19 protein-coding genes and 1 tRNA gene are annotated in these 24,211 nt (G+C 38.3%); 5 read left to right on the forward strand and 15 right to left on the reverse strand.

The annotated features are described in order from the left end of the window. The first annotated feature begins 198 nt into the window (after positions 1–198). Complete coding sequence (locus ALFOR1_RS20680) at positions 199–492, forward strand: hypothetical protein (RefSeq protein ID WP_408634442.1); 294 nt, start codon at positions 199–201, stop codon at positions 490–492. A 396-nt stretch (positions 493–888) separates the two neighbouring features. Here ALFOR1_RS20680 and miaE read toward each other — a convergent pair whose 3' ends face one another. Next, the gene (gene miaE / locus ALFOR1_RS11325; RefSeq protein WP_104643035.1) at positions 889–1,656 is read right to left on the reverse strand and encodes a tRNA isopentenyl-2-thiomethyl-A-37 hydroxylase MiaE; all 768 of its coding nucleotides are present in this window, start codon (positions 1,654–1,656) and stop codon (positions 889–891) included. A 214-nt stretch (positions 1,657–1,870) separates the two neighbouring features. Here miaE and ALFOR1_RS11330 point away from each other — a divergent pair, with 214 nt between their 5' ends. Continuing rightward, positions 1,871–2,470, forward strand: coding sequence for a Yip1 family protein (locus ALFOR1_RS11330; RefSeq protein WP_058548418.1), 600 nt, complete (start codon positions 1,871–1,873; stop codon positions 2,468–2,470). 103 nt (positions 2,471–2,573) lie between these two features. On the opposite strand, the gene purF is transcribed toward ALFOR1_RS11330, so the two are convergent. The 10 genes from purF to ALFOR1_RS11380 form a co-directional block, all read right to left on the reverse strand. Further along, positions 2,574–4,100, reverse strand: coding sequence for an amidophosphoribosyltransferase (gene purF / locus ALFOR1_RS11335; RefSeq protein WP_058548419.1), 1,527 nt, complete (start codon positions 4,098–4,100; stop codon positions 2,574–2,576). A gap of 18 nt (positions 4,101–4,118) precedes the next feature. After that, entirely contained in the window at positions 4,119–4,613 is a 495-nt protein-coding gene (locus tag ALFOR1_RS11340; RefSeq protein ID WP_058548420.1) for a CvpA family protein, read from the reverse strand. Between the two features lie 196 nt (positions 4,614–4,809). Next, a complete protein-coding gene (locus ALFOR1_RS11345) occupies positions 4,810–5,451 on the reverse strand; it encodes an SPOR domain-containing protein (protein ID WP_104643036.1) in 642 nt (213 codons plus the stop codon). 11 nt (positions 5,452–5,462) lie between these two features. Next, entirely contained in the window at positions 5,463–6,728 is a 1,266-nt protein-coding gene (gene folC / locus ALFOR1_RS11350; RefSeq protein ID WP_104643037.1) for a bifunctional tetrahydrofolate synthase/dihydrofolate synthase, read from the reverse strand. 25 nt (positions 6,729–6,753) lie between these two features. Then, positions 6,754–7,629: an acetyl-CoA carboxylase, carboxyltransferase subunit beta gene (gene accD, locus ALFOR1_RS11355; RefSeq protein ID WP_104643038.1), complete on the reverse strand. Its 876-nt coding sequence runs from the start codon at positions 7,627–7,629 to the stop codon at positions 6,754–6,756. Positions 7,630–7,784: 155 nt separating this feature from the next. After that, positions 7,785–8,579: a tRNA pseudouridine(38-40) synthase TruA gene (truA, locus tag ALFOR1_RS11360; protein WP_104643039.1), complete on the reverse strand. Its 795-nt coding sequence runs from the start codon at positions 8,577–8,579 to the stop codon at positions 7,785–7,787. Between the two features lie 146 nt (positions 8,580–8,725). Further along, complete coding sequence (locus tag ALFOR1_RS11365) at positions 8,726–13,237, reverse strand: FimV/HubP family polar landmark protein (protein ID WP_104643040.1); 4,512 nt, start codon at positions 13,235–13,237, stop codon at positions 8,726–8,728. Between the two features lie 353 nt (positions 13,238–13,590). Further along, positions 13,591–14,607: an aspartate-semialdehyde dehydrogenase gene (locus tag ALFOR1_RS11370; protein ID WP_104643041.1), complete on the reverse strand. Its 1,017-nt coding sequence runs from the start codon at positions 14,605–14,607 to the stop codon at positions 13,591–13,593. A gap of 45 nt (positions 14,608–14,652) precedes the next feature. Further along, positions 14,653–15,774, reverse strand: a complete 1,122-nt coding sequence (locus ALFOR1_RS11375; protein ID WP_104643042.1) for a 4-phosphoerythronate dehydrogenase — start codon at positions 15,772–15,774, stop codon at positions 14,653–14,655. 153 nt (positions 15,775–15,927) lie between these two features. Then, positions 15,928–18,150: a TonB-dependent receptor gene (locus ALFOR1_RS11380; RefSeq protein ID WP_104643043.1), complete on the reverse strand. Its 2,223-nt coding sequence runs from the start codon at positions 18,148–18,150 to the stop codon at positions 15,928–15,930. 418 nt (positions 18,151–18,568) lie between these two features. Here ALFOR1_RS11380 and ALFOR1_RS11385 point away from each other — a divergent pair, with 418 nt between their 5' ends. From ALFOR1_RS11385 to ALFOR1_RS11395, 3 genes are all read left to right on the forward strand, one after another. Continuing rightward, positions 18,569–19,159, forward strand: coding sequence for a LuxR C-terminal-related transcriptional regulator (locus ALFOR1_RS11385; RefSeq protein WP_058548429.1), 591 nt, complete (start codon positions 18,569–18,571; stop codon positions 19,157–19,159). Between the two features lie 323 nt (positions 19,160–19,482). After that, positions 19,483–20,613, forward strand: coding sequence for a porin (locus ALFOR1_RS11390; protein WP_104643044.1), 1,131 nt, complete (start codon positions 19,483–19,485; stop codon positions 20,611–20,613). 12 nt (positions 20,614–20,625) lie between these two features. Continuing rightward, complete coding sequence (locus tag ALFOR1_RS11395; protein WP_104643045.1) at positions 20,626–21,033, forward strand: type 2 periplasmic-binding domain-containing protein; 408 nt, start codon at positions 20,626–20,628, stop codon at positions 21,031–21,033. Positions 21,034–21,095: 62 nt separating this feature from the next. Here the strand turns inward: ALFOR1_RS11395 and ALFOR1_RS11400 are convergent, their stop codons facing one another. The 4 genes from ALFOR1_RS11400 to tpiA form a co-directional block, all read right to left on the reverse strand. Then, positions 21,096–22,721 (reverse strand): methyl-accepting chemotaxis protein, encoded by a 1,626-nt coding sequence (locus tag ALFOR1_RS11400; RefSeq protein ID WP_104643046.1) that lies wholly within the window; start codon positions 22,719–22,721, stop codon positions 21,096–21,098. A 211-nt stretch (positions 22,722–22,932) separates the two neighbouring features. Next, positions 22,933–23,017 (reverse strand) — tRNA-Leu (locus ALFOR1_RS11405). Between the two features lie 81 nt (positions 23,018–23,098). Next, positions 23,099–23,452: a preprotein translocase subunit SecG gene (gene secG / locus ALFOR1_RS11410; protein ID WP_058548433.1), complete on the reverse strand. Its 354-nt coding sequence runs from the start codon at positions 23,450–23,452 to the stop codon at positions 23,099–23,101. Between the two features lies 1 nt (position 23,453). Next, positions 23,454–24,203, reverse strand: coding sequence for a triose-phosphate isomerase (tpiA, locus tag ALFOR1_RS11415; RefSeq protein WP_104643047.1), 750 nt, complete (start codon positions 24,201–24,203; stop codon positions 23,454–23,456). Positions 24,204–24,211: the final 8 nt, after the last annotated feature.

Genomic DNA, 24,211 nt, shown 5'->3' on the forward strand with positions numbered 1-24,211 from the left:
GCGCATTCAGGGCTTTTTAAACTTAAAAAAAGTACAATTAACTACGATGGCTCGCTTGAATCTTTACTACCTTATAATATTTGTAAAGAGGCCGGTGACCCTATAAGCGCTGATTTTTCACACGACCCCAGATTATCTCTGACCTCAACTGCTAACTTAGTTAATAGCTTATTTTTATTACAAAACGAACGAGTAGATTTGGTTGCGGGTACCAAAGAAGTAGGTGAGTATTGGATTAAGCACAGCCCTAAATTACTAAAAAACGAAGAACAAGTAATTGAATACCTACCACCACATTTAGCAATTCATAAGCTTCATTTAATTGTCTCTAAAAGTAGTCCTGACAATAACAAGCAGATTGCTCAATTTGAGGCAGGCCTTGAAGCCATTATAAAAAATGGTTCTATTGCTAAAGTATTAAAAAAGCATCACTTTAGTGATGAATACATTAAACACTATTTAAAAGCGTTTGCTAATAATTTTGAGAGCTAACTGGGGTGTTTATCTTTCTAGGTTGAATTATACCAATTTGCTTAATTAAGTGTTCTATTTTTAGACTGGAAAAACCTGTTGGTAGCTAGGCAAAAAATTACTATTTAGTCGTTCTCGGCAATTGCTCCTGCATTGCTCTACCTTCTGTATCCATGCAATCGTAAATGAGAGCTTTTACCGTAGGTGGCGACACGTTTAGCCCCGCAAAATGATTAAGTATTATTGCGAATTAGTATTACAACAGCATGTTTGGCTTTTATACAAGACAGAACCTGTTCAGTGAGGTTACTGCCTATAAATTGGCAGTAACCTAGTATGAACGCTAACCATGCGCTGCCCATTAGGCCTAATCTAAATGCAATTTTAACTTTTAAATGTAATAAGCCCTAGTAGCAATTAGCTATTAGGTGTTGGCGCCCCACTATGAAACTTAAAATCATCATCTGGAGATTGGATTAGATCAGCTTCTATTTTTGCAAAAAAATCGACGCGCTCTGTAATATCAAAATCGGCAATTTCTTGAGCTAGTGTTAAATAATCTTGGTAATGACGCGCTTCAGATCGAAGTAATGAAATATAAAAATCGCCTAAGCGTTTATCTACATGCGGCGCAAGCTTTGCAAAACGCTCACACGAGCGTGCTTCAATGTAGGCACCTACAATTAATTTATCGACTAAAGCATTTGGCTCAAATGTTTTTACGTTGCGTAGCATACCTTTAGCGTATCGACATGGCGTAATGCTTTGATACTCAACTCCATACTCATCCATTATTTCGAGCACTTGATAAAAATGATGCAGCTCTTCTTTTATAAGCATAACCATTTTATCTATCAAGTCTTGTCCGTAAGGAGAGTTCGATTTAGGAATAATAGACTTGGTGAGTTTATTTTTTGCAGGCAGGTCACGCCAATCACCTTCACGTTTATAAATAAGCGTTTCAAAAGGCTTAAGCCACTCAAGCAAAGCATCGCTACTTTCTTTATCTACAGCATATTTACGAATTAAAAACATCGCACTTTGCGCCGCCTTTAACTCACAAATTAAGTGATCAATTAATATCACCGATAAGTTTTCTTTTTTTACTGCCTCAATAACCCATTCATTGGGAGTTTCGCACAATAAAAAATTATTAATAGGTGCTAAAAGTTCGCTGTGTGGCACGTTGCTGCTCGTTACTTCAAAAAATAAAAATGCATTTTAACACGAAAAATAACGAAGAATAAAATTTGGTAAAACAAGCTACTTAAAATGTTAATAACGAGTTAACTTGACTTTGTTTATGAACTAAACCATAAATATAGATACTGTATAAAAAACAAACTAACTATAAACAATTAAAACCAACAGTAATACGTTCCTTTTATGGAGTACCGCTATGATACTGAATCACCTTTGGGGCATTTATGCCCACCCACTCGAAGAATGGCAAACAATAGATAACCGTCACGAAAGTTTAACTTATAGCTTATCGCATATACTGCTTATTGCTTTATTTCCCTCAATTATGGGGTATTACTCATCTGTATATTTAGGATGGAGTATAGGTACTGGTGCCCCCGTTTTTTTAACTCACGATAGTGCCCTACTCATTGCAGCTGCGATGTACATAGCATTAATTGGAGGTGTTTTTGCACTTGCCTATTTAGCACATTGGATGGCTATAACGTTTGGCGCTAAACCTACATTTACTCAAACATTAGAGCTTGCCGCTTATACGGCAACCCCTGTATTTATGTCGGCACTTGGCGCATTTTGGCCTGAACTTTGGTTTGTTGTGTGTATAGGAATACTGGCTTTGGCTTATTCTGTTTATTTACTGTATACCGGAGTGCCTATTTTGATGCACATACCTCAAGAACGGGGGTTTATTTACGCAAGCTCAGTGGTGACCTGTGGATTGATTCTGCTGGTAATAATTTTAGCAGTAACAGCAATGCTTTGGACAAATGGGATTGTAAGCCCGATGTTCACATAACCAAATCAATATGTGTTGTTTGATAGAAGTGTTCCCTTCTTTCCTTCGCAAAAAAGGAGCTATTTAGCTCCTTTTTTTATACCTGATGATTTTTAATCACAACTTAATCTGATTCATTTTCATCTTGATTATGAATTTCTAAATTAGCAGACATAGCGTTTTCACGTGTGCTTTTTGCTGAGTCATTTCTTAATTTATCTATTCTGTTTAAGTAATCCTGATCTATATCGCCAGTGATGTATTGGCCATCGAAAACAGATGTTTCGAACTTTGTAATTTCAGGGTTTTCTTGGCTTACTGCGGCTATTAAATCGTTTAATGATTGGAAAATTAAACCGTCTGCGCTAATGCTCGTATTTATATCTTCAACTTCACGGCCGTGAGCAATAAGCTCAGCTGCCGATGGCATATCAATACCATACACATTTGGGAAGCGAATTTCAGGTGCTGCCGATGCAAAGTATACGTTTTTAGCGCCGGATTCACGTGCCATTTCAACTATTTGTGCTGATGTAGTACCACGTACAATTGAGTCATCAACTAATAGTACATTTTTACCTTTAAATTCTCGGTCAATAGCGTTTAGTTTTTGACGCACTGACTTTTTACGCATTTCTTGGCCTGGCATGATAAACGTACGACCAATATAACGGTTTTTTACAAAACCTTGGCGGTAAGGCAAATCAAGCACACGAGCAATTTCTAGAGCTACATCGCACGATGTTTCAGGGATTGGGATAACTACGTCAATGTCTTTATCAGCCCACTCACGAGCAATTTTTTCACCTAGTTTAGTGCCCATATTTACGCGTGTTGCGTAAACAGACATGCGGTCGATGGTAGAGTCAGGACGAGCAAAATAAACAAATTCAAAAATACACGGAGAGTATGATGCTTTTTCTGCACAGCTTAGCGAATGAAACTCACCCGACTCTGTAACATAAATAGCTTCACCAGGTGCTACGTCTCGAATAAATTCAAAGCCATCAGGCTTTAACGCTACGCTTTCTGAAGCGAACATATATTCAGTGCCTTTTTCGGTCTCACGCTTACCAAAGACTAATGGGCGAATACCGTTCGGGTCACGAAAAGCAACAATACCGTGACCGATGATCATTGCAATTGTTGCATAACCACCGCTTACTTTATTGTTTACTTCGGTTACTGCTGTAAAAATATCTTCAGGGTCTAAATGTAACTTGTCTGATTTGCTTAATTCATGTGCCATGATGTTAAGCAAAATTTCTGAATCTGAAGTTGTATTTACGTGACGGCGAGCTTCTGAAAATAACTGCTCTTTTAACGCTTCAGCATTTGTAAGGTTGCCATTGTGGGCAAGTGCAATACCAAATGGTGAGTTAACATAAAAAGGCTGCGCTTCAGATGAACTAGAAGAGCCTGCAGTTGGATAACGCACATGGCCAATACCAATTGTACCTTGTAGTCGCTTCATATGACGGGTGTGAAATGCATCTTTCACAAGACCATTCGCTTTGCGTAAGCTAAACGTATTGTTCTCTATGGTAATAATACCCGCGGCATCTTGGCCTCGGTGCTGCAAAACGGTTAAGCCATCATATATCGCCTGATTTACAGGAGACGTTCCGACTATTCCAACGATACCACACATGTAATTTATCCTCGCCGATTAACGGTTTACTGAATTTAAAAAGCTAGAGTTGTTTTCGAGGTACGAAAAAAACCATTCAACAACAAAGCCAAATTCTGGAATCAAAATAGAATTGCCCCACCAGTGCGTGCTAGGTGCACCAGTAAAAGCATCAAGAAAGAAGAGTAACGCGCTCACGACCAACACGCCTCGTAGAGCACCAAACACTATGCCAAAAACACGGTCGGTACCCGATAAACCAGTACGATGTACAAGCTCACCTAAAATATAGTTTAGTAAACCGCCTAACAGTAGCGTCGCAAAGAATAATATGGCTATGGCCGCCGCATTTCTTAAAAGGGGTTCAGAAATGGTTGTTAGGAAGGAAGCTAAATATTGGTAAAATAAACTAGAGATGATAAAGGCGCCAGCCCATACCGCTAATGACATTGCTTCTTTTACAAAGCCGCGTATTAAACCGATGATGGTAGACAGTGCAATGATGCCAAGAATGGCGTAATCAACCCAGATCATAAGAACCAATTAGTCGCTAATTTGGGGCGCATTCTATACCCAAACATCGTTTGTATGCAAGTTTAAACGGGAGATTACCATGTTGGTGTTAATACAAATAATTAACATATAAAAATACACATAATGTGCACTGAAGCATTAAAAAAAATAATTGTCTAAAAATAAAAAAGGCTCATTAAATGAGCCTTTTTAAATATTATTTTGTCACTTCGTATTGAGTCACTTTACCATTAAGTTTGGTAAGCTTTTTTAGCTCAGGGAGCTGTTTTTGCAGCTCTGCTTTATTGAGCGATGGTCCAACAAACACTTTTGTGAGTGTTCCATTTGGGGTTTTTATAGGTTTAGTAAATGTTTTAAAACCTTGAGCCTTTAATTTAGCCTGAAGCGCTTTAACATTAGCAACATGAGAAAAGCTACCTAATTGAATAACATAAGCCATGCTAGTAAGATTTTCATCACTTTTACGAGGTGCAATAGGCTTTGCTTTAACAGGCGCAACGTCTTTAACCTTTGCCTGCTCTTTTGACTCTATGGTTGCTTCAACAAGCTTTGGTTGCTCAGCATAATCGCTCTCTGTAACCACTGGCTGCTGCTTTAAGATATCATCATCGGCGGTTATATCTTCTATTTCATCTTGCTTTAGCGGCTCTGAATCAGCTACTTTTTCGTCGATTGATTGTTGAAGATCAATTGTTTTGAACTCAGGGCTATCTGGAATAGCTTTGAAGCCTTCTTTATAGTGTACTTTTTCGCCATCTAGAATATTAGGGATAAACACAATTGCTGCGATCACCACTATACTCGTTCCGACTAAGCGATTAATAAAACCTGAGTTCACCGATATCCTCTCTATTTTTTAAAGTAATTAATAGCGCCAGCGACTGTAAAAAACGAACCAAAAACAATCAAAACAGTGTCGTTTTTTTGTTGTGGTAAAATTCCATCTAGGGCTTCTGCAACGCTACTATAACTGTGTATATTATTAGCCTGAGAGATACTTTGAAGTGCGTTATTTAAGTTTTCTGCGCTATCTCCGCGCGGACCACCTAAACTCGCTACCGACCACTGACTTACTAAGTGGCTTACTTCTTTAAGTACACCTGCTTTATCTTTATCAGCAAGCATAGCGGCTAATGCATGAATTTTAAAGCCTTTATCTACGTAGCTTGATAACTTATTAGCTAAATAACGAGCAGATTCCGGGTTATGAGCCACATCAGTAAAAACCAAAGGCACTTCACTTAGTTGTTGAAAACGACCTTCAACGGCTAAGCTAGCTAAGCACTGCTTAATTACTTGCTCTGTAGGTAATAGGTTTAGCACACTTAACGTTGTTAAAGCTGTTGCAGCATTCTGACTTGGAATTGCGGGTTTAACTAGTTCTAAATCAAGCTCTTTATACTGCCAGGTAAAACTGTGCGCATTTTCTTTAAAAATAAAGTCACTGCCCGATAAAACCATATTGGCATTAATTTCATCGCCGTAATCGGTCATGGTGTGAGGTATATTTAAATCACCTATAATTGCGGGAGTGTTTTCACGAAAGATACCTGCTTTATCGTAAGCGACTAGCTCTCGGGTGTCGCCTAGATATTCTTTATGATCTAAATCTATTGTAGTGATGACGCTGGCAAATGGTGTCACTATATTTGTTGCGTCATAACGCCCACCTAACCCCACTTCTAACAACACATAATCAACTTGGCAGCGTTTAAAAATAGCAAGAGCGCCTAAGGTGCCATATTCAAAATAAGTAAGCTGTGTGTCTTTACGCCCTTGTTCTAACAAATGAAATGCATCTACATGATATTGATCATCAAGTTCTTGAGCATTTATGCGGACTCGTTCGTTATAGCGTATTAAGTGAGGTGAGGCGTATGTGCCAACAGAAAAGCCTTGAGCAAGTAATAAAGACTCTAAACAACGCGCTGTTGTGCCCTTGCCATTTGTGCCTGCAATTAAAATAATTTTGCTAGGGGAGTTTAAAAGACCAATGTTATTGGCAACACTGGCAACGCGTTCAAGGCCCATTTCTATGTTAGCCGGATGAACACTTTCTAAATAACAAAGCCAATCATCAAGGCTTGATGATTGGCTAGGGATTGTTTTTGTCATAGCGTGTAATCAGTAAAGCTGAAATTTACGCTACTCTATGCTCTTGTTCAGTAGAAGGCAAGTTCATAAATTTAGCTAAAATACGCGCTAAGGTATCGCGCATTTCACGGCGGTCGATAATCATATCAATTGCACCGTGTTCTAGTAAAAATTCACTACGCTGGAAACCCTCTGGTAGCGTTTCACGAACAGTTTGCTCAATAACACGAGGGCCCGCAAAACCAATTAAAGCCTTTGGCTCTGCAACGTTAATGTCACCTAGCATTGCTAAAGATGCTGATACGCCGCCCATAGTTGGGTCAGTCATTACAGAAATAAACGGTAAACCTTTTTCGCTCATTTTAGCAAGAGCGGCACTTGTTTTAGCCATTTGCATAAGCGACATTAGCGCTTCTTGCATGCGTGCTCCACCTGAGGCCGAAAAACAAATGAGCGGCATGTTATGCTCTAAACATTCATCTACAGCGTCTACAAAGCGTGCACCTACCACAGATGCCATAGAGCCACCCATGAACGAAAATTCAAAGGCTACAGCTGCTATAGGTACGCCTTTTAAGCGCCCTTTAATGGCAACTAGTGCGTCTTTTTCACCACTTGCTTTTTGAGCTGCGCTAATACGGTCTGAGTACTTTTTAGAATCTTTAAACTTGAGTATATCTTTAGGCTCATGTTGTGTACCAAGCTCAACACGATCAGCTTCATCTAAAAAGCTTTCAAGGCGCTTACGGCCACTTACACGCATGTGATGAGCACATTTAGGACATACATTTAATGACTTTTCTAACTCAGCTTTATATAAAATTGAGTCACATGATGTACATTTAGCCCAAACACCTTCTGGGATTTCTTTACGACCTGATGATTTTGTCGTTTTTGGTAAGATTTTTTCTAGCCAACTCATTTGCAACTCTCTTAATGCTGTTCTGTGTCGCGAGCCTGCAAGTAATAACTCACAGACAAATTTTTTCAATTAAAACATGAATTACACTAACACGGTATAAAAAACTGGTCTTAGTAGTTGCTGCTACTTAGTAAATAGCTAAAAGCAGATGCTGATTAAATATCAACATCAGGCAAAAATAAAGGCCCTAATGGCGTTTTAGGTACATTAAATTGTTCAGGGTAGTCAACATCAACTAAATATAAACCTGCGGCTTTTGCAGTGGCGCTGGCTTTTGCTCGCTCTTTAATATCTAAAAGCTCTTTTAGCCATGCAGGCTCATGCTTGTGCAAACCAATATCCATAAGGCAACCAGTAATATTACGCACCATATGATGTAAAAAAGCATTCGCTTTTATATCTATAATAACGTAATCACCTTGACGCTGTACCGATAAGTGATGAATTGTACGTGTTGCCGTATTTGCTTGGCAATGCAACGCTCTAAAAGAGGTAAAGTCGTGCTCACCTATTAAATACTGGCAAGCTTGCTGCATTTTAGTTTCATCTAAATGGTGATGAAAGTGTGTAACACCTTCGTTTAATACAGCTCCACGAAACGGATAATTATAAATAACATAACGATAACGACGAGCGGTTGCACTAAAGCGAGCATGAAAGTCATCAGAAACTGGCTGAGCAAAGCGAATAGCGATATCTTTGGGCATTAACGTATTCATGCCTAAAGTAAATGCAACCATATCGCGCTGAGCATCAGTATCAAAATGTATTACTTGGCCTGTTCCATGAACGCCAGCATCAGTGCGTCCCGCACAGGTAACTTCTACAGGATGATTACAAATACGCGACAACGCCTTTTCAACTTCTTGTTGTACACTATTCACATGTGATTGACGTTGCCAACCACTGTAACGTGCGCCATTGTATTCAACTCCAAGTGCTACTCGCATAATTACTGCTTTACCTACTGTACTAATGAACGGGGCATTTTATGCTATCTCGCGATGCAATAAAAGCCAGTGTGTTGTGATCCAATGAATACCTACAAAAAAACCGCAATAAATTCCTTATTGCGGTTTTTATAATGCCTAAAAAACTACTTTAGTTTTGCTTTTAAACTAAGTGCTTCTTCTTGAACATCCTCAGGGCCTTTGTCGATAACCTCGTCAATCACATTTAATGCAGAGTCAAAGTCGTCGATTTCAATGTATGCACGAGCAAGGTCTAGCTTGGCAGAATACCCACCGCTTTCAGCATCTACATCAGTTGGGTTATCACCTGCTAATAATGCGTCAAACTCGCTCAAACCTACATCCATATTTACATCGTTATATGGTTCGTGTTCAAGTTCAGCATCGTCACTTTGCTCAAGCAACGAATCTATATCAACGAAGGCATCCTCTACTGACGTATTTACTTCATTAATTTGCGCATTTTGAGGCTTATCCACGCCTGAATTTTCGCCTAAGTCTTCGCTTAATAAGCTATCAAAATCGACATCAAAATCACTGCTATTATCAACATTTAGTTCTTCTGGCTGTGCTAATTCATTTAGTAATGAATCAAAGTCAGTTTGTGTTAAATCAGCCATAAACTCTTCATCGAGTTCATCATCTGAAATAACATTGTTTTGATCAGTAGTATTCGTTTGCGTTAGTTGCGCTTCTCGCTCCGCGTTTGTTTGCGGTGTCAACTCATCAGTAAAGGCTTGTTCGAGTAAACTATCCTCTGTCGTCTGCGTTAGAACATCATCTAATTTTTCTGGTTCAGCAGGCAGCTCGTCTATGGTTTCTGGGCTATCAGGTTCAGCTAAAACTTCGTTATCAAGCTCTAGCTCATTTAAAGCCTCTAAATCGTCCTCAAAATCAGAGAAATCATTTTCAATTAATAGTTCATCATCAAAGTCATCATCCAAAGAATTTAAATCAACATCTTGAGAAAGCGCATTTGCTAAATCTTGCTCAGTTTGGCTAGCCGACAGTGGTGTATGTTCAGTTGTGTCAGCGTCTTCTAGCAGTTCAGAGTTATTTAATTCCTCATGTTCTAAAGATGACTGAGTATCTGCTTGTTCAGGTAACTCTATATCTTCAAGCTCTTCAAGTAAGCTATCAATATTTTCATTTTCTAACTCGCTTGGGTTTAATTCATCATTTAATAAATCTGCCTGCTCTTTAGCATCAACACCCAACGCTTGCTCATTGTCAGAGGTTAATTCAGTAAAGTCATTATCAATTAAAAGTTCATCATCAAAATCATCTTCTAGGCTATCTAGGTCAACATCACCAATTAGTGAACTAGCTAAATCTTGTTCAGCCTGACTTGGCGACATGCCTTTAGCATCGCCGTCCAAAGAATTTCCTTGTAGCTCCTCAGGAACAAACGAAGGTTCATCTTCGATAGGTTGTGAATCATCCAATTCTAGTTCAGGGTATTCATCAAGCTCTTCACTAGGAGTTACTAATTCATCTTCCTGGCTTTCATCATCTTGCGTCAGATCAGCTTCATCAGCCGCGAGTGGATCGTCACCTAGGTCGACTTCAATCTCCTCCATGTCATCATCAAGCTCGTCTAAAGACCAATCCGGCGTTTCTACGTAATCATCATCTGTTGCTTGTTGTAACTCATTTAAAAGTTCATCTACGCTTTTTAGTGTGTCGTCAGTGTATTCTTCAAGCGAATCTTCTGGGTCTAAAAGTGATTGTGATGTATCAGTAAAATCATCCGCAGATTCAGACTCTTTTTCAAGCTCTGGCTCTGGTTCTTCTATAGGTTCAGGTTCTGCTTCAAGCTCTGGATTTTCTTCAAGTTCCGGTTCTTCTTCAAGCACAGGCTCTTCTACAAGTTCTTGCTCTTTTTCAAGCTCTGGCTCTTTTTCAAGCTCTGGCTCTGGTTCAAGCTCTGGCTCTGGTTCTTCTATAGGTTCCGGTTCTGCTTCAAGCTCTGGATCTTCTTCAAGCACAGGCTCTTCTACAAGTTCCGGTTCTTCTTCAAGCACTGGCTCTTCTTCAAGCTCTGGTTCTTCTAAAAGCTCTGGCTCTTGTTCAAGCACTGGCTCTTCTTCAAGCTCTGGTTCTTCTTCAAGCTCTGGCTCTTCTTCAAGCTCTGGCTCTTCTTCAAGCTCTGGCTCTTCTTCAAGTTCCGGTTCTTCTTCAAGCTCTGGTTCTTCTTCAAGCTCTGGTTCTTCTAAAAGCTCTGGCTCTTCTACAAGCTCTGGCTCTTCTTCAAGCTCAGGCTCTTCTTCAAGTTCAGGCTCTTCTTCAAGCTCAGGCTCTTCTTCAAGTTCTGGCTCTTCTTCAAGCTCTGGCTCTTCCTCAAGCACTGGCTCTTCTTCAAGCTCTGGTTCTTCTAAAAGCTCTGGTTCTTCTAAAAGCTCTGGCTCTTCTTCAAGTTCTGGCTCCTCTGTAAGCCCCTGCTCTTCGTTTAATGTAGTAGCTAAAGATTCGATATCATCAATATCTAACTCTTCTTGGGCATCAGCTAAATCTTCTACCGAATCCGCTAACGCACTATCAATTTCAGAATCTCTTGAACCTTGTTCATCTAATTGATCATTTATGAGGCTGTCTATATCGTCTAAATCAAAATCATCACTTGTGTCTAATGACTCACCTTCTTCAAGCAGCTCATTCTCTTCAAGTAAATTACCACCTAATAAACCTTCATCAGTACTTGTAGGATCGTTTACTTCATCAATTAAACTATCGATATCGTCTAAATCAAAATCATCACTTGTGTCTAGTGACTCATCTTCTTCAAGTAACTCATTCTCTTCAAGTAAATCGCCGCCTAATGAATCTCCATCAGTATCTGTGGACTCATTAGCTTCATCAATTAAACTATCTATGTCGTCTAAATCAAAATCATCACTTGTGTCTAGCGACTCATCTTCTTCAAGTAACTCATTCTCTTCAAGTAAATCGCCGCCTAATGAATCTCCATCAGTATCTGTGGACTCATTAGCTTCATCAATTAAACTATCTATGTCGTCTAAATCAAAATCATCACTTGTGTCTAGTAACTCGTCTTCTTCAAGTAAATCGCTGTCTAATGAATCTTCATCAGTACTCGTAGTCTCATTTGCTTCATCAATTAAGCTATCTATGTCATCTAAATCAAAGTCGTCACTTGCTTGAGGCTCATCAAGAGCATTGTTCTCGCTATCTAGCTCATTCGATGTTTGATCAAGTAAGTCATCAATATCAAAATCATCTTCACCAGCTAGCTCTTCACTCAATGCCGCCATTTCATCGTGAGTCTCTAAGCTATCATCTTCTGCCGTGTCACCTTTTTGCTCAGCATCAAATTCAGGCAGGCTATCATCTTCATCAAACAAACTATCTAGATCATCGTTTGATAAAATCTCGTCATTATTTACAGGTTCATCAGTTAAATCTAAGTCAATATCTTCTAGGCTGTCGTCTGAAGTTTGATCAAAGCCTTGCTGCATAAAAATATCTAGATCATCGTCATCAGTATTTTCATCATCAAAAACAATATCATCACTTAACAAGCTTTCTAGTTCATCCTGATCTAGTAAGTTTTCCCCTTCAGAAAAATCATCTAAACTATCATCATCTAAATCATCGTCTGGCAGCATGTCATTGTCGAGATTATCATCAAGCTGCACACTTAAGTCATCTAATGGGTCTGGTACTATAGGGTCATCATTTAAGTCTGTTACAATGTCTTCGTCGTCAGTATAAGTAGGCGTTTGTGGTAAAAAGTCGTCATCGTTTTGAGTTTCTTCTTTGCCGTCAGCACGTTTTCGTAAAAACATCACCATAGCAAAAATGATCAGTAACCCAGGAATAAACATTAATAAGCCAAGCACTATTGGGTTTGAAAATAACGAATTAAAATCAAATGACTCTTCTGGTTTTATTACTTTTTCTTTTTGTTGTGCAATAATCTCATTTTGTTTAACAATAAGTTCTTTTAATTGCTTTTGGATTTCGCTGTCTTGCCCTAATTGTAACCGGACATTTTCGAGCTCTTTTGAAATTCCTGATAATTGCTTTTTGAGCTGGTTATTTTCAACTAAAATCTCTTCAACGTTGCTTACAGAGTTTTTAAATTGCTCCTGTAAAGCCACTAATTTAGTGCTTTGCTCAGTTTTTATTTCGTTTAATTCTTTTTGAATCTCTTTTTTAGCATCATCTACGTCTATTTTACGTGCTTGTGTAACTTTTGTTTGTGCTGACGTGATTTCGCTTTGCGTGAGCGTGCCATTCTTTTTCTTTTCCCATAAACCATCATCTTGCTCAGAACGTTGTTTGGCTAGTTGTGGGTCGACACTTCTGATTTCAGCTAAAGTAGGTATTTTTAAAAAAGCACCACTTTGCATGTGGTTAAGATTTTGTTCTAAAAAGGAGTTTGGGTTTCTGTTATACAAGGCTTGCATAACTTGATAAATACTAACTGAGTTGTCGGGACGTACTTTCGCCGCAATACGCCACAGAGTATCGGTTGGTTTTATTGGCCCAATTGATCGCCCTTGCGCACCATAGTCAGCGCCCTTTGGCCCCTTTAATTGGGTACTGTCTTGAGAGTAAAGCGGAGTTACTACCAATGCAGACGCTAATATAATAAGTGAAGCTAAACCGCGCATGCTGATCCTTTAATATATAATGCTACGTAATTATCTACCTTTGTAACTACGTAAACACTGATTATTCTTGCCGTTACCAACCAAATGGTTGATTCTAATTTATTATTACAATCTATTTTTATTGCAAGCTCTATTCCAGTTACAAACTATAAACCAGTTGCGGCCTAATATCCATTGCAACGCTTTGAAAATAAATACCTTAAAACTTTTTTCGTAATTCTATTTTAATCAGAAAGATCAAGGTGTTTAGTTTATTAACAAACTAAAGCGGCAATATTTTGACATCCTAAAAACAAAAGCGGCAAACTATAAAAGTTTGCCGCTTATATTAACCTCTTTATTAATTACTAATTTTATAGATAATTTGCAATTAACTCTTCTGCAATCTGAACGCTATTAGTTGCAGCGCCCTTTCGAGTGTTATCACTTACAACCCACATATTTAAACCATGGGGATGTGAAATATCGGCGCGTAATCGCCCAATATAAACTGTATCGTTGCCGCTTGCATCAGATACTGCAGTTGGGTAATCACCTTCATCATCAATTAGCTCAACACCAGGTGCATCGTTTAATAATTGCTTTACGTGCTCAAAATCGTAAGGCATGCGTGTTTCTATGTTAATAGACTCAGAATGACCAAAAAATACAGGTACTCGCACACATGTAGGATTAACTGCAATAGTCGTATCACCTAAAATTTTATGTGTTTCGTTAACCATTTTCATTTCTTCGCGGGTATAGCCGTTATCTTCAAAACTATCTATTTGTGGAATTACGTTAAATGCTATTTGTTTTGGAAATATTTCGTTTTCCATAGGGCGAGCATTCATTAAATTGGCTGTTTGTTTGGCAAGTTCATCTACAGCTTCTTTACCTGCACCCGACACAGCTTGGTATGTCGATACATTTACTCGGTCAATTCCATAAGCATCGTATATCGGTTTAAGTGCCAGCATCATTTGGATGGTTGAGCAGTTAGGATTCGCTATAATATTTTTATTTCTAAAGTCAGCTAAGCTTGAAGCATTAACCTCAGGCACTATAAGTGGTACTTCAAAGTCATTTCTAAAGTGTGATGTGTTGTCGATAACTACACATCCAGCCTCTGCTGCAATAGGTGCATATTTTTCTGATACACTGCCGCCGGCTGAAAATAAACCAATATGTGCTTGGCTAAAGTCAAAGCCTTCAACGTCTAGTACTTCTATGGTTTCACCACGAAACTTTATGTCTTCACCAGCACTTCGACTACTAGCAAGTAAAAAAAGTTGATCCACTGGAAACTTACGATCTTCAAGTGTTTCTATGATCTGACGGCCTACTAAACCAGTAGCACCAAGTACGGCAACGTTATATTTTTGCGACATATTTTTTCCTCTATTAGCGGTGTTAAAATAACACCACAGATTAAATTAGTTTGCTGTTGTAAAGCCTAGCTGATTCAACTTTGCCATTAGATCTGGTGCTGCTTGCACTTCTAACGTACTGAACTCGCGCCTTACTGGATAGTTTTTGCGTAGGCTATCAAACCCATCTTTAGCTAAGTGACGAAGTAAAATGCCGTCATCGCGGCGAACATCGTAAATTAAGTGTACTAAACGTGCTATGTCTTCGTCTTCAAAGCTCGGTTGTAAAGTTGCTTGAGTAATTACAGGCTCAGGTAGAAAATCATTGAGTGATTTAACGCCCTTAACATTTTTTAGTTCGCATAATGCTTGATATAACATTTGCGTACCTCGGGCTTTCCCTTCAAGAGTGTGCCCCGCAATATGTACACTGGCATAGCGAACATGATCAAGCAACGGTGTTAATATGTCTGGTTCGTTTTCCCATACATCTAACACTAAATCTAGGTCTGCACCTTGCTCCATTACTTTTAGTAATGCTCGATTATCAATAACTTCACCTCTACAAGCATTAATTAAAATTAACCCAGGTTTAAGTGCTTTTAAACGTGTTTGATCTATTAAATGAAGCGTTTTATGTTTACCAGTTTTGATTAGCGGAACATGTAAAGTAACAACATCGCTTTTAGCCAATAACTCATCAAGTTCTATGTGCTCTTTTAATAAGCCTTGCTCATGTTTTATTGGATCACATAGTAAAACATTAACGTTTAGCGCTTTTAGTTTATCAGCTAGACAGCTGCCTATATTACCAACGCCTACAATACCTATTGTTTTACCGCTAAGTGGCTGTGCATTTTCTTGAGTTAAAGCATATAAACTACTGATTACATATTCAGCAACAGCGATAGCATTGCAACCTGGGGCACTACTAAATGCAATGTTTTTATCGCTTAGTAAATGAGTGTCTATATGATCTACGCCAATGGTTGCTGTACCAACAAAGCTCAGCTTATTAGCACACGCTAAAAGCGCAGTATCTACTTTTGTGACAGAACGAGTGAGTAGTACATCTACATCAATTAATTGTTCTGGTGTTAATTTGCGGCCATCAAAGCGTTCAACCTCACCAAAGTCTGCAAAGTACTGTTCAACTAGAGGCATATTTTGATCGGCAAGAATTTTCATCTGAGGACTCGTTTGCAATTAAGAGGCGCTATTGTAACGAACAATTTAGCCTATACACAAACTAAAAAGGCCGAATCAAAAGCTGATTCGGCCTATATTACAAAATAAAATAGTCGTATTCGTAAGTTACATACTTTTTAAAAATATTTTAGCTTATAACTCAAAATCTTTTTTGAATTTTAAGCCAAACTCACTACGGTCATTACTGCGCATAACACCAACAAAACCAGATTGTTGTAAGCGACCTACATCGTAAACTTCGTTCAATACGTTTTCACCGTATATCGTAACTTCCATGTCGCCGTAAGGGTTCGTGTAAGATACATTAAAACCAACTAACTCACGTGAGTCTATAGTCTCACTTTCGTTGTAAACCGACTGTCCTTGCATATCGCTACGATATGAATAGTTAGCGTTAAACGCAACTGTTGCACCGCTGTCTAAATCCATAAAGTAAGAAGGTGCAATCATGACAGTCCAACGAGGTGTAAGTGCTGGTGAGTCACCTTTACCAATCCCTTGAACGCCTGCATCGACCTCTGTAATTTCAGAGTCTAAGTAACCAACGGCACTGCGAATGGTAAAGTCGTCTGTTATTGCAACCGTTGTTTCAAGCTCAATACCTTGTGCTTTAGACTGGCCTGCATTTTCTACAATTGTTACGAAGCCACCACCTGCTGTAGGATCTGAAAATGGCAGTGCTAAGTCGGTGTAGTCAGTTACAAATACCGCTAGCATCATAGATACATTTTCATGTACTTGGCCTTTTAAGCCCATCTCGTAGTTAACCGCTTTAGTTTCATCAAATGATACAAACTGATCTGGTCCACCAAATGGGCGAGGAGGGAAACCACCTGTCTGATATCCTTTTTGTATTTGACCATACACATTCATGTTATTACTGATTTGGTAAGATGCATTAACATCCCACGTTACAGCGTCAAATTCAGCACTTACATATTTACGCTCTGCAAATGTTGGGAAGATAGCGTCTGCATCTTTTTCATCTTTTGAGTAGCGAAGGCCGCCACCAATACTTAAATCATCAGTCAAATCGTAACTAGTATTAAAATAAACTGCGTATGAATTAGTTTCTTGGTTAATTTCAAAGTCGCCATAGCCACCAAACGAAGGAGTTACACCATCGTTTAATAATCCATTAGGCGTATTGAACGGGCTAAATACAAATGGTCCTGAACGCGTAAATCCATCTTCATTAAAGAAATAAAGGCCTGATACAAAATCCATATTATCGTAAGTAGCATTGAGTTGAATTTCAAACGAGTATTGGTCAGCTCCGCCCTCTTCTGGAAACTCAGATAAATTAAGTGGTGAGGCATCATCATCTAGACCGCCTTCATATTCAGAAGTACGGTAGCTTGAAATAAACTTAGCTGTATATGTGTCATTAATTGCCCAATCAGCAGTAAATGACGACCCCCAACCTGAATAAGATGTAGACTCAATACCAGCAACAGTAGTACCCAAATCATCAGGGTCTGACGGGATCATGTCTTGTGTAAGTAGTGGAAAGTCACCATTGAATACATCGTTTGCATCTAGCGGCTCAGTTAATTCTATCGTGTAAGGCGATTGACCCGACTCGTTATCAACACCATCGAGAGAGAAAGTAAATGCTAAATCGCTATTCGCTTGCCACTTAAGGGCAACACGACCACTAAATTCTTCTTCCTCACCAATTTCTTTCTCGGGATTTGCTAAATTAACAGCTTCACCAACACCATCACGTGTTTTGTATGATGCACTAGCTGACATGCTTAGTTCATCGTTTAGTGAGTTATTAAAATAAACATCGCCGGCAATACGCCCGCGGCTACCAATTTTTGCCGAAGTAGTAACAATACCTTCGTCACCCGGTTGCTTAGTAATTACATTTACCGCGCCACCTAATGTGTTACGACCATATAGCGTACCTTGTGGGCCACGTAGAACCTCAACACGCTCAACATTAGGAAGTGATAAGTTTGAGCCCATTTGACGACCTAAATAAACGCCATCTAAATAAACGCCTACACCTGGATCAGTAGTGATAATATGATCCTGCAGACCAATACCACGAATAAATACAGACGCATGTGCTGCATTACCAACGCCATAGCGGGTGATATTTAAGTTTGGAACATATTTACCAATATCTTCAAGGTTACTCATATTGGCTTTATCAATAAGGTTCGCCCCAATTGATGTGATAGCGGTTGGAGATTCAAATAAGCTCTCTGTACGTTTACGAGCTGTAACTTCGATTTTTTCAAACGCGTCTTGTTTTGCTGTTGTTTTAGCTTCTTCAGCATTTACTGAGGTAGATAGTGCAGCAACAATTGCTAGGCTTAACTGTGAGAGTGTGCGTAGTTTCAAAATATTCTCCAAAGGATACCGTGTAATTTGTTATGCATTTATATTAAGAAAATATAAATTTTAGGCATAAAAAAAGATGCGTGATAGCACCTTTCCTCTGGAGGGACATTATATGACAATATTGTGAACAAATGTATGTTTTTTTAAATTAATTGAAAATATTATAAAGTTTTAGCAAATACTATTCGCTTAAAATAAATTATCTTTAGCTGAGACAGATATTAAAAAATTAAATAAAACAAATAACCTCTTGTAAATAAAAAGAATCCCTATCATTTAATTTTAAAATCGCTTATAAAACAACCTATTATAAATGTACTAATATGTATAAAAAAAATACAAAAAGGCACAGGCTCATCATTGAAATTAACTAACAATAAGAATATAGTACTAAAATGCAGTCTATGGATAGAAAATTATGAATATTGCAAATACAACAGATAAACATATTCAATGTTTTAAAAACCCAAATTATACTTCCCTTTTTTGTGTTGCCGCTCACTACAATGTTTTACTTGTTAATTATCAAGCCTTAAATGTCATAACTAATTACGAGCTGATTAATCAATTTATGCAGCAAAATGGCCATCAAGGGTTAGCGATTTTTGACGTCCCTAAAGACGGTGATGTATTAGCATTAAAGGAATGGCCTAATTTAAAAGGTTTATTTTATGAAGGCACCGAAGAAGAGCTTTTTACTCAAGGACTAGAAGCGATTGAACAAGGTAAATTATGGTTTCCTCGTGCCGTCACTGATGGGTGGATGAGACAAATGCTTGCCAGTGAACAACAAACTACACTGCAATCAAATAACTTAACATGTAAAGAAATTAAAGTTCTAAATTTACTTTTCTCTGGTTTGCATTCAAGTGCCATTGCAGACACTTTATTTATAAGTGAAGCTACCGTTCGTGTGCATTTACATAAAGTTTACCAAAAAATTGCTGTTAAAAATAAACAGCAAGCATTACTTTGGTGTCAAAAAAACTTAAATAAAATTAATAATTAAAATGTAATTGGGCCAATTTGATCATAGCCTTGATAATTACCTAAAATGTTTGTTTTAGCCTCTCTATCAAATAATGTATAGATAAATTTTAGTTTTATAGTTCCCGTTATTATAAGAAAGCCTTAATAATTAGGTTTAAAATTTATTCTAATAAAATCATACTGTTCCGTTCTTTGCCGCCACTTACAACACTCATGTTAAAAACCTACGATCGTCGCAACTAAATTTATTTTTACTAACTTGCTAAATTTATTAGATAAAAAACATTATCACTTCTATAATCCTCATGAAATCAACATCTAAATAACAAATAGGAAATACATATGAAAAAGCTATCTGTAGCAGTAGCTGTATGTGCTGTACTTGCAACAAGTTATGCAAGCGCTGAGGTGCGTATTAATGGTTTTGCATCTATTGTCGGTGGTAAAAGTTTAGACAGTGATCAGACCTTATACGGATATGATGACGATATCTCATTTAAAAATGAGAGTAAGTTTGCTTTACAACTATCTGCTGATCTTCAAGAAAAGCTAACCGCTACGGCTCAAATTATTGCGCGTGGAGAGGATGACTTTGACGCAACATTCGAATGGGCATATGTTACTTATGAATACAGCGATGAACTGCAATTTAGCGCTGGTAAAATGCGCGTCCCTTTTTATAAATACTCAGACTTCTTAGACGTTGGCTATGCTTACCGCTGGGTACGTCCACCAAGATCAGTCTATGGTATCCCATTCTCGACTTATGAAGGATTAAGTGTCGTTTATAACAATCAATTAGGAGATTGGGACTCTACTTTACAAGGCTTTTATGGCGCCTTTGATGGCGATATAGATGTATTTGGAGATAGCTTACCTGCTGAATTAAATAATTTAGGTGGTATAAACTGGAGCTTATCATACGACTGGTTCAGTGCGCGAGCTGCATATATTATGGCCGACACTAGCATTTCATCTGATGACAGCGACTTAATTGGACTTATTGATGTACTCAATACGAGCGGTTTAACTAGCACAGCAAATGATCTTATCACTGACGAAGACGAAACAACCTTTTTTGGAATTGGCTTCTCTGTTGATTATGAAAACTTCTTATTTGATGCTGAATATACTCAATTTGAAGTCGAGGGAAGTATTTTGGCTGAACAATCGCAATACTATGCCTCTGCAGGCTACCGTATAGATGATGTTATCGTTCACCTCACCTATGAAAAAAATGATGATGAACATGATTCATCACGTTTTAATACACTTGAATCAATTCCATTATTAAATACGACTGTGAACTTTGCCCTTGATAGCATGCGTGCAGAGAGCAACGTAGTCACTATTGGAGCGCGCTACGACTTCCACCCTTCAGCTGCATTTAAAATTGACTTTAGCCGATTTGATGATGACGTCACTAACACTGAAACGGATATAGTAGCCGTTGGTGTTGACTTAGTATTTTAATTGGAGCGGAATATGAAAAAATTAATTCTAGTTAGTGCACTTTCGGTATGTTCTTTCGGCGCTTTCGCTGAAGTTGCAGTGATAGTAAACCCTAGTAATGCAAATGCACTAGATACAGACACTATAAAGAAGATTTACTTAGGAAAAACTAAGTCTTTTGATAACGGTAATAAGGTTAATCCAGCAACTCAAAACGGTACAGCTATTGCTGATGAATTCAATTCTAAAGTGGTTGGAAAATCGAGTAGCCAATTAAACGCCTACTGGTCAAAACTTGTTTTTACAGGTAAGGGCACACCGCCTGAAAAGTTGGATACAGATCAAGCTGTTATAGACTTTGTAGCCGCTAATGCAGACTCTATCGGTTATATTGATAGTAGCAAAGCTACAGATAAGGTTAAAGTGGTAGCTACTTTTTAAATGCTACTAATATGTTATAAAAAAACCACCAATTAGGTGGTTTTTTTATTATTACGCTTTGCTTATTCTATTTTAAATTTAGCAGTAGCATCTAGCAGGTTATCCGAGAGATAATGAAGGTTTTTAGCTACATCCCTAACAGCGGTCAGCGAATCCATTGTATCTTCAAATGATACATGCATATTTGTAACATTTTCTACAACCATAGCAGCAACTGACGTTTGTTCTTCTGTGGCAGCAGCAATTTGTGAATTCATTCCATTGATTTCTAACATTTGCTCAGCGATTTTCTCTATAGAAATACCTGTTTTCTCAGCTGCAGTTGCATTATCGGTAGCCATATCTCTTGCAGTTGTCATTGCAGTAACTGATTCGTTGGCCGCTTCAGTTAAAGTAGTCAACAGCTCTCGGATCTCATTTGTTGAATGAGCAGTACGCGATGCAAGCTCTCTAACTTCATCAGCAACAACTGCAAAGCCTCGGCCATGCTCACCAGCACGAGCAGCCTCAATAGCAGCATTAAGTGCAAGTAAATTTGTTTGCTCGGCTATTGATGTAATAACATTTAATATTTGCGACACATTTTTTGTATCGTCTGCTAATTTATTAATAGTTGTAGCAGCGTGATTAATCTCATCACTCAACGTGCGAGAAGCGGTTACTGATGTTTGCACTTGAGTTCGACTCTGCTCCACTTCTTTCTCTGCCGTTTGCGCGGCATGAGAAGCACTTGCAGCTGATTGAGAAATATCTCCAACACTCTGCTTCATCTCTTCCATCGATTGCTTCACAATTTCAGCATCTGTGGTTTGCTTAGTCGTTGCACGCTCCGCTTGTTCCATCCCCTGCACTAAACGAGTAGAATTTTCCATTAATGGTTCGCAAACAGCTATTATTTCTAATACCGTTTTTTTCAATATACCGATAAAAGAGTTAAAGTTTATAGATACTTGGCCTATTTCATCTTCAGAGTTAACTGTCAACTTAGTGCTTAGAGAGCCTTTACCGCTTGCTAACAGGCTTAAATTATTTGCCGCATCACTCGCTGAAGAAGCAATTCGTTTCGCTATCCAAATAGCCATAAAGAGCAGTAACATAAGCGATACAATAGAAACAACTAACATTAATGTAAGCGCGTAATCAGAGCGGTCCTTTGTGCTTGCAACAAGTTCAAAAAAGCGATCATCTGCTTTTACTTGTGCTGCCTTAAACTTTTCAAGGACATCATTGTAAAGCGCTGTTTTTCTCTGTGCTTGTTGCTGAATTTTACTAAAATCGGCTGTCCCATTTACCATACCATTTGCAATGGTCGCCGATATTTTTTCATAATTTGCGAGTTGCTCTTTAGTGTCACTATGAATATAAGACGCATTTATTTTTTCTATCGCGATAATATTTAATTCAAGTTGGTTATATGTATCGGACGCTTTTTCCACTAAATCCTGCTCACCAAATGTTACCGCTTGAGTATAAAGTTCGTCTAGCTTCTCTAAAATGCCAACGTTAGCTGATGTCAACTTAACAACTTGATAGGATGATTTTTCCATTTCATCAAGTGCAATTCTATTATCATTCATAGCAAAATAGTTGATCAAAACAATCATTAAAAATGCAACGACAGCAATACTCGTAATCGCATGTATTTTTTTACTTATGCTGAGATTTTGAAAAGAGAAGCCTGAAGCCATTGTGAATACCTTATTTTATTGTCTAGATCTATTATCGGCTTATTACTCATAAGTGTTAACTAAATTTGTAATATTTCTAGTTTTTTTTACAAATAATTCAAAAATTTAAATAACTAATTGCTCCATAAAAAAACAGCAGTTCAAATAACACTCAACACAAATTACAGGCATAAAAAAACCAGTAACATTACTGTTACTGGTTTCTATAATTTGGTGCGGATGGGGGGACTTGAACCCCCACGCCCGAAAGCACTACCCCCTCAAGGTAGCGTGTCTACCAATTCCACCACATCCGCATTTTAAGCTTTCGCTTTAGTGTTAAACTTAATGACTTATTTGAGGTTTATAAATCGTTTAACGTTAGTTTTAAACTAAAATTAGTTAGGCACGTCAGAGCTTTGCTCTTTAGTAGCTGAAACTGGCACATCTTCTTCAGCAGGTAATACAGTTTCTGCTGCAGGTGCTGCCTCAAGGTTTTCCCACTCGTCAGTCTTTTTAATTTGACCTGCAGTAAGATTACCTAAAACAATGCTTAATACAAAAAAGACTGTTGCTAAGCTGGTTGTTGTTTTAGTCATGAAGTTGCCTGCACCTGATGAGCCAAAAACAGTGCCAGAAGCACCAGCACCAAATGATGAGCCCATGTCAGCGCCTTTACCCTGTTGGATTAAAACCATACCAACTAAAGCTAAAGCTACAACTAAATAAACTACTAATAAAATTTCGTACATCTTATACGGTCCTTTTTGCACTGTTACAGATTGCAGTAAATGAATCTGCTTTAAGACTAGCTCCGCCAATTAGGCCGCCATCTATATCTGTTTGCGCAAATAATAATTCGCTATTTTTTTCGTTAACGCTACCACCATATAAGATGGTAAGCCCTTGTGCTAAATCGCTATCTAGTGATGCAATTTTATCGCGGATAAATTTATGAACAGCTTGTGCCTGCTCCGGCGATGCAGTCTTACCTGCGCCTATGGCCCAAACGGGCTCGTATGCTATCACAGAATCTTTCAGTGCTGCTACACCTAATTTTTCAATTACTGCATCAATTTGTGCAGCAACTACTTGTTCGGTTTGACCGTTTTCTTGCTCGCTTTCACTTTCACCAATACACAAGATAGGTGTTAAATCTACCTCTTGTGCTCTAGCAAATTTATCAGCTACGGTTGCATTACTCTCGTTATAAATACTACGGCGCTCTGAATGACCTACAAGTACATATTGTGCACCTAAGTCTTTAACAAGCTGAGCATCTACCTCACCAGTAAAAGCACCTGGCGTATTTTCTGAAACAGTTTGTGTCCCAGTTACAACTCCACTTGCAATCATTGCTGATATTAGAGGGAAAGGAGGAAATAAAACAATGTCCATCTCTTGTGATTGTACATTGTTAATAGCATCAGACATTTGTTTAACTAGCTCTAAAGAGCCGTTCATTTTCCAGTTGCCCGCGACCATCGCCTTGCGTGTTGCCATTTTTCCAC

The organism is Pseudoalteromonas carrageenovora IAM 12662, from assembly GCF_900239935.1.
Taxonomy (GTDB): Bacteria; Pseudomonadota; Gammaproteobacteria; order Enterobacterales; family Alteromonadaceae; genus Pseudoalteromonas; species Pseudoalteromonas carrageenovora.

What these genes read in the sequence shown, in the direction of transcription:
- ALFOR1_RS11385 (WP_058548429.1), top strand. Translation starts at nt 18,569, where the DNA reads ATGAATATTGCAAATACAACAGATAAACATATTCAATGTTTTAAAAAC.
- ALFOR1_RS11340 (WP_058548420.1), bottom strand. Translation starts at nt 4,613, where the DNA reads ATGATCTGGGTTGATTACGCCATTCTTGGCATCATTGCACTGTCTACC.
- folC (WP_104643037.1), bottom strand. Translation starts at nt 6,728, where the DNA reads ATGACAAAAACAATCCCTAGCCAATCATCAAGCCTTGATGATTGGCTT.
- ALFOR1_RS11375 (WP_104643042.1), bottom strand. Translation starts at nt 15,774, where the DNA reads ATGAAAATTCTTGCCGATCAAAATATGCCTCTAGTTGAACAGTACTTT.
- ALFOR1_RS11370 (WP_104643041.1), bottom strand. Translation starts at nt 14,607, where the DNA reads ATGTCGCAAAAATATAACGTTGCCGTACTTGGTGCTACTGGTTTAGTA.
- ALFOR1_RS11365 (WP_104643040.1), bottom strand. Translation starts at nt 13,237, where the DNA reads ATGCGCGGTTTAGCTTCACTTATTATATTAGCGTCTGCATTGGTAGTA.
- purF (WP_058548419.1), bottom strand. Translation starts at nt 4,100, where the DNA reads ATGTGTGGTATCGTTGGAATAGTCGGAACGTCTCCTGTAAATCAGGCG.
- secG (WP_058548433.1), bottom strand. Translation starts at nt 23,452, where the DNA reads ATGTACGAAATTTTATTAGTAGTTTATTTAGTTGTAGCTTTAGCTTTA.
- truA (WP_104643039.1), bottom strand. Translation starts at nt 8,579, where the DNA reads ATGCGAGTAGCACTTGGAGTTGAATACAATGGCGCACGTTACAGTGGT.
- ALFOR1_RS11395 (WP_104643045.1), top strand. Translation starts at nt 20,626, where the DNA reads ATGAAAAAATTAATTCTAGTTAGTGCACTTTCGGTATGTTCTTTCGGC.
- ALFOR1_RS11330 (WP_058548418.1), top strand. Translation starts at nt 1,871, where the DNA reads ATGATACTGAATCACCTTTGGGGCATTTATGCCCACCCACTCGAAGAA.
- ALFOR1_RS11390 (WP_104643044.1), top strand. Translation starts at nt 19,483, where the DNA reads ATGAAAAAGCTATCTGTAGCAGTAGCTGTATGTGCTGTACTTGCAACA.
- accD (WP_104643038.1), bottom strand. Translation starts at nt 7,629, where the DNA reads ATGAGTTGGCTAGAAAAAATCTTACCAAAAACGACAAAATCATCAGGT.
- tpiA (WP_104643047.1), bottom strand. Translation starts at nt 24,203, where the DNA reads ATGGCAACACGCAAGGCGATGGTCGCGGGCAACTGGAAAATGAACGGC.
- ALFOR1_RS11400 (WP_104643046.1), bottom strand. Translation starts at nt 22,721, where the DNA reads ATGGCTTCAGGCTTCTCTTTTCAAAATCTCAGCATAAGTAAAAAAATA.